6 protein-coding genes and 1 rRNA gene are annotated in these 5,592 nt (G+C 73.4%); 5 read left to right on the top strand and 2 right to left on the bottom strand.

Annotated elements, in window-relative coordinates; translation table 11 throughout:
• On the top strand, nt 1-1,057 hold a 1,057-nt coding region (locus tag OO54_RS40500), incomplete at its 5' end, for a type IV secretory system conjugative DNA transfer family protein (RefSeq protein WP_051787897.1).
• A gap of 9 nt (nt 1,058-1,066) precedes the next feature.
• On the opposite strand, the gene OO54_RS40495 is transcribed toward OO54_RS40500, so the two are convergent.
• A complete protein-coding gene (locus tag OO54_RS40495; protein ID WP_033212634.1) occupies nt 1,067-1,627 on the bottom strand; it encodes a GNAT family N-acetyltransferase in 561 nt (186 codons plus the stop codon).
• A gap of 144 nt (nt 1,628-1,771) precedes the next feature.
• On the opposite strand from OO54_RS40495, the gene OO54_RS40490 reads away from it, so the two are divergent.
• Genes OO54_RS40490 through OO54_RS40475 form a run of 4 tightly spaced genes read left to right on the top strand, consistent with a single transcriptional unit; the run spans nt 1,772 to nt 5,397 of the window.
• Nucleotides 1,772-2,674, top strand: coding sequence for an ABC transporter ATP-binding protein (locus OO54_RS40490; protein ID WP_033212631.1), 903 nt, complete (start codon nt 1,772-1,774; stop codon nt 2,672-2,674).
• The gene (locus tag OO54_RS40485; protein WP_033212629.1) at nt 2,671-3,453 is read left to right on the top strand and encodes an ABC transporter permease; all 783 of its coding nucleotides are present in this window, start codon (nt 2,671-2,673) and stop codon (nt 3,451-3,453) included. Before OO54_RS40490 ends, OO54_RS40485 begins: the two co-directional genes overlap by 4 nt.
• Nucleotides 3,454-3,469: 16 nt before the next feature.
• Nucleotides 3,470-4,726 (top strand): sensor histidine kinase, encoded by a 1,257-nt coding sequence (locus OO54_RS40480; RefSeq protein ID WP_033212633.1) that lies wholly within the window; start codon nt 3,470-3,472, stop codon nt 4,724-4,726.
• On the top strand, nt 4,723-5,397 hold the full coding sequence (locus OO54_RS40475) for a response regulator (RefSeq protein WP_033212627.1): 675 nt from the start codon (nt 4,723-4,725) through the stop codon (nt 5,395-5,397). Before OO54_RS40480 ends, OO54_RS40475 begins: the two co-directional genes overlap by 4 nt.
• Nucleotides 5,398-5,494: 97 nt before the next feature.
• On the opposite strand, the gene rrf is transcribed toward OO54_RS40475, so the two are convergent.
• Nucleotides 5,495-5,592: ribosomal RNA gene (rrf, locus tag OO54_RS42870) — 5S ribosomal RNA — on the bottom strand; the annotation flags it as partial.

The following is a 5,592-nucleotide window of genomic DNA, read 5'->3' as shown; positions in this document are numbered from 1 at the left end:
GCCCCCCCCCGCCACTCCACCGGCCCCCCGCCGCCCGGCGGAGGAGACCCACCACGAGCCCCACCCCGCCCCGACACAGACACCGGCACAGGCCCCCAGCCCCCTCCAGGCCGCCGCTCCCGCCCCCCTGGGAACCCCCCGTACCGTCTACGGCCCTCCCGAGGCCCGCCGTCCCGCCGCCGTGCAGGCGATCCGGGACGCCGAGGGACCCGTGCTCGTCGTCACGTCGGACCCGGCGGTCTGGGCGTCGACGAAGGACGGGCGCGGAAAGCTCGGCCCGGTGCTCGTCCACGACGTCGGCCACCTCTGCGACACGCCCGCCCGACTGCACTGGTCGCCGTCCGAGCGGTGCGAGGACCCGGCGGTGGCGCAGGAACGGGCCGTCGCCCTGCTGGCTCCCGTACGCCCGCACTCCCGTCTGGACGCGGCCACCGCCGACACCGCGGAAACGCTCCTGCGCTGCTGGCTGCACGCCGCCGCCGTCGACGGCCGCCCGTTCCGGCAGGTCCACCGATGGGCCCAGGGCGCGGGCGCCCACGAGCCCGTACGGATCCTCCGCGGCCACCCCAAAGCCGCCTCCGGCCATGCGGGGCTCCTGGAGTCGGCACTCACCGCCCACCCGGAAAGCCGCCGCCTGGCACAGGAACTGACGGCCCGTGCGCTCGCCGCGCTGTCCTCGGTCCACATCCGGGAGTCCTGCACTCCGAATCGAACGGATTCGCTGGCGCTCGCATCTTTCATCGCCGAAGGGGGCACCCTCTACGTGGTGGGCGAGGCGATCGAGGACCCCCGCACCCACCCCGGCGCGATGCCGCTCCTCACGGCTCTCGCCGCAAGCGTGGTCGAGCACGGCCGCCGCATGGCCGCACGGTCATCCGACGGTCGGCTCGACCCACCAATGACCCTCGTCCTCGACGACGTCGCCGCCGTGGCACCGCTCCCCCGCCTCCCGGAGCTCCTCGCCACCGGCCACGCCCAGGGCCTCCCGACCCTGGCCCTGATGCGCTCCCGCGAGCAGGCCCGTGCCCGCTGGCCGGAGGACTCGCTCAGCCGCTGAGGAGCGGAACTACCCGGCCGGACGCAGCAGCTCGAACTCCAGCTCCTGCGCGTCCTCCTGGCCGTGCAGGGCGACCCGGACACCGGTGTCCACGAACCCCATCCGCCGGTACGCCGCCTGGGCCCGCACGTTCTCGCCGTGGACGTACAGCCGCACCCGCTCGACCCCCTGCTCCAGCGACCACGACCACTCCACCGCCGCCTCGTACAGCGCGTCGATCACCCCGGAGCCGCGTGCCTCGTCCCGTACGAACACGCCCACCACATGCGTCTGCTCGACCGCGGGCACGTCCCCGAAGTACGTCTCGGTGCCGGCCCGCTCCACGAGCACCGTCACCGTGCCGAGCCACCGCCCGTCCGCCGCCTCCGCCACGAACTGGCGCACGTCACCGGGCCCGTCCTCCGACGCCCCCTCCGTCCGCTCCTGCCAGAACGAGTCGGGACGCGCGACGGCGTCCTCGTACGTATCCAGGAACGCGAGGTGCGCGACCGGGTCGCGCAGCGCCACGAGCCGCAGCTCCCGGCCCTCCTCCCACTCGTCGGAACGGATCACACGTATCGAGAAGTCCATGCCGAGCATCCTCGCCCGTCTCCGCCGCTCCGACAAGGAAATTCCTGGTCAGCGCCCCTCGTCGTACCGAGGTACCACGCCCGCTCCCCACCTCCCGCCCACGGTCGGACGAACCCCCGGCACCCGCTCCCTACCGTCGGGGACATGATCCGAGCAGAGAACCTCACCAAGCGCTACGGGGACACCACCGTCGTCCGGGACCTCGGCTTCACGGTCCACCCCGGCACCGTCACCGGCTTCCTCGGCCCCAACGGCGCCGGCAAGTCGACCACCCTCCGCATGCTCCTCGGCCTCGACGCCCCGACCCGCGGCCACGCCACCGTCGACGGCCGCCCCTACGCCGCCCACCCCGCCCCGCTCACCCGCGTCGGCGTGCTCCTCGAAGCCCGCTCCGTGCACCCCGGCCGCTCGGCGTACGACCACCTCATGGCCCTCGCACACACCCACGGCATCCCCCGCGCACGCGTGGAGCGGGTCCTCGCCCTCACCGGCCTCACCCACGTCGCCCGCAAACGCGTCAAGGGCTTCTCCCTCGGCATGGGCCAGCGCCTCGGCATCGCCGCCGCGCTCCTCGGCGACCCGGCCACCGTCATACTCGACGAACCGGTCAACGGCCTCGACCCCGAGGGCGTCCTGTGGATCCGAACCCTCCTCAAGTCCCTGGCCGCCGAAGGCCGGACCGTCCTCGTCTCCTCCCACCTGATGAGCGAGACGGCCCTCACCGCCGACCACCTGATCATCATCGGCAAGGGCCGCCTCCTCGCCGACACCACCGTCGACGAGCTCGTACGGTCCTCGGGCGGCGCCTCCGTCAAGGTCGTCACCCCCGAGCCCGACCGGCTGCGCGGCCTGCTGCCCGGCGCCCAGGTCACCGTCGAGGCCCCCGACACCCTCCTCGTCACCGGCCCCGACGCCCCGGAGATCGGCCGCACGGCCGCCGCCCACGGCCTCGCCCTCCACGAACTCACGCCCCGGGCAGCCTCCCTGGAGCAGGCGTTCATGGCCCTCACCCACGACTCCGTCGAATACCAGGGAGCCCCCGCATGACCACCCCCGCGCCCGCCCACGCCCTCACCACGACCCGCGTCCTCCGCTCGGAGTGGCACAAGCTGTGGACGGTCCGCTCCACCTGGATCACCGTCCTCACCGCCGCCGCGCTCCTCCTCGGCGTCGGCATCCTCATGGGCGCCACCTACACCTCCGACGGCGGCGACTCCGACGTCGACACCGTCGTCCTCGCCCTGTACGGCTCCCAGCTCGGCGGCATCGCCCTCGCCGTCCTCGGCATCCTCGTCACCGCCGGCGAGTACGCGACGGGCATGATCCGCGCCACCCTCACCGCCGTCCCCCGCCGCCTCCCCGTCCTGTGGGCGAAGGCAGCCGTCTACACCACCGTCGTGTTCGCGGTCTCCTTCCCGACCGCCCTGCTGACCTTCCTGACGGCCCAGTTCTTCCTCTCCGACACCGACCAGGCCGCCTCCCTCACCGACGACGGCGTCCTCGCCGCCATCGCGGGCAACGCCGCCGGCGTCACCCTCCTCGGCCTGATCGCCCTCGGTCTCGGCGCCGGCCTCCGCTCCGTCCCGGGCGCCATCGGCGCCTTCGTCGGCGGGGTCCTGATCGTGCCGGAGATCCTCGGCATGCTCCCGTACGAGGCGATGGACACGGCCGTCCGCTACTTCCCCACCCAGGCCGCCGGCGCCCTCGGCTCCGCGACCCCGCTACCCGGCGCGGCCTCCCCCGGCGCCGCCCTCCTCGCCCTGCTCCTGTGGGCGGCCGTGGCGGTCGCCGTGCCCGCGCTGTTGCTCAAGCACCGCGACGTATGAGGATGATGACCCGGTGATCACCCAGGAGACACCGCAGCCGACGGGGACGACGGGCCCGAGCAGGCACGCACAGCGCCTGCTCGCCCGGGCCCGCGCCTTCGACGCCCGGCACCCCTGGGTGTGGGACGGGGCGCTCACCGCACTGTGGACGGTGGCGGCCCTCGTCGACGCCGCAGGCGGCTGGCGGAACACCGCCCGCGACCCGGGCGTCCCCGTCTGGCTCGTGTTCACCCTGAGCCTGGCCCTCACCGTGCCCCTCTACTGGCGCCGGCGTCACCCCCTGGCCGTCCTGACGGTGATGGCCTGCGCGGTCCTCGTCAGCGACGCGTCCGGAGCCTTCCTCCAGGCCTCGTACCTCCAGATGCTCCCGCTCTTCCACATCGCGCTCAGCCGACCGCCCCGCGCCCTGCTGGTGTCCTTCGCCCTGCTGCTGCCCCCGCTCGTCACGGGCGGGGTCCGCTTCCCCACCCAGAGCTGGGACCAGCGCATCGTCCCCACCCTGTGGGCGTACGCGCTCGTCGCCCTCCTCGGCATCGCGGTCCGCTCCCGCAAGGACCACACCGCCGCTCTCGTCGACCGCGCCCGCCGCCTGGAGGTCGAACGCGACCAGGAGGTCCGGCTCGCCGCCGCCGCCGAACGCACCCGCATCGCCCGCGAGATGCACGACATCATCGGCCACAACCTCTCGGTCATCACCGGCCTCGCGGACGGCGGCCGCTACGCGGCGGCCAAGAGCCCGGAGCGCGCCGCCCAGGCCCTCGAAGCCATCGGCACGACGAGCCGCGAGGCCCTCGCCGAACTCCGCCGTCTCCTCGACGTCCTGCACGACGACGACCAGGAAGCAGTCCGCGACCCCCAGCCCACCCTGTCCGACCTCGACGCCCTCGTCACCGGCGTACGGAAGGCTGGTCTCCCGGTGCACCTCGACCTCCCCGCCGACCCGCCGGTCCACCCCCTCTCACCGGGTGCCCAACTGACGGTCTACCGGGTCGTCCAGGAGGCCCTCACCAACACCCTCAAGCACGCGGGTCCGGGCGCCCGGGCGACGGTCACCCTCACTCACACGCCCGACGACGTACGGGCCGACATCACGAACACCCCGGCGGCCGGCGCCCCCCGCCCGGACCAGGCCCGAGAGCGAGGTCGCGGCCAGGGACTCACCGGAATGCGCGAGCGCGCGGCCCTCTACGACGGCACACTCGAATGCGGCCCCCTGCCGACCGGCGGCTGGGCCGTCCGGCTCCGACTTCCCCAGAAGGACTCCTCCTCGTGACGACCGTTCTCATCGCGGACGACCAGCCGATGCAGCGCTTCGGCTTCCGCATGCTGCTGGAGAGCCAGGACGACATGACCGTCGTCGGCGAGGCCTCGAACGGCACCGAGGCCATCCGCCTGGTCGACCGTCACCACCCCGACCTCGTCCTGATGGACATCCGCATGCCCGGCCTCGACGGCATCGAGGCCACCCGCCGCATCATCGCCACGGGCGCCCGCACCCGCGTCCTGATCGTCACCACCTTCGACCTCGACGAGTACGCGTACGACGGCCTCCGCGCCGGCGCCAGCGGCTTCCTGGTGAAGGACGCCCAGCCGGAGGAACTCCTCGCCGGCATCCGCGCGGTCGCCGCCGGCGACGCCGTCGTCGCCCCGAGCCTCACCCGCCGTCTCCTGGACGCCTACATCCACCACCTCCCCCCGTCCCCCACGGTGGACGCCGCTCCCCGCCCCGAGGACCCCCGCCTCGCCCCCCTCACCGAACGCGAGCGCGAGATCCTCACCGTCATCGGCCAGGGCTGGTCCAACACCGAGATCGCCGACCGCCTCCACCTCGCCGAATCCACGGTGAAGACCCACGTCGGCCGCATCCTCGCCAAGACCGGCACCCGCGACCGCGTCCAAGCGGTGATCCTCGCCTACGACACCCAGCTCGTCACGCCGGCCTGAACGGCCCCGCGGACACGGAAAGCCCTGTGGACACGGAAAGTGCCGTAAACGCAGAAAAGCCCCGCACCATGAGGTGCGGGGCTTTCCCACAATGATTGTTCGGCGGTGTCCTACTCTCCCACAGGGTCCCCCCTGCAGTACCATCGGCGCTGAAAGGCTTAGCTTCCGGGTTCGGAATGTAACCGGGCGTTTCCC

Source organism: Streptomyces wedmorensis (assembly GCF_000716445.1).
Lineage (GTDB): Bacteria > Actinomycetota > Actinomycetes > Streptomycetales > Streptomycetaceae > Streptomyces > Streptomyces wedmorensis.
Note: the sequence above shows the minus strand (reverse complement) of the source record. Positions and strands in the feature narration are given on the sequence as shown.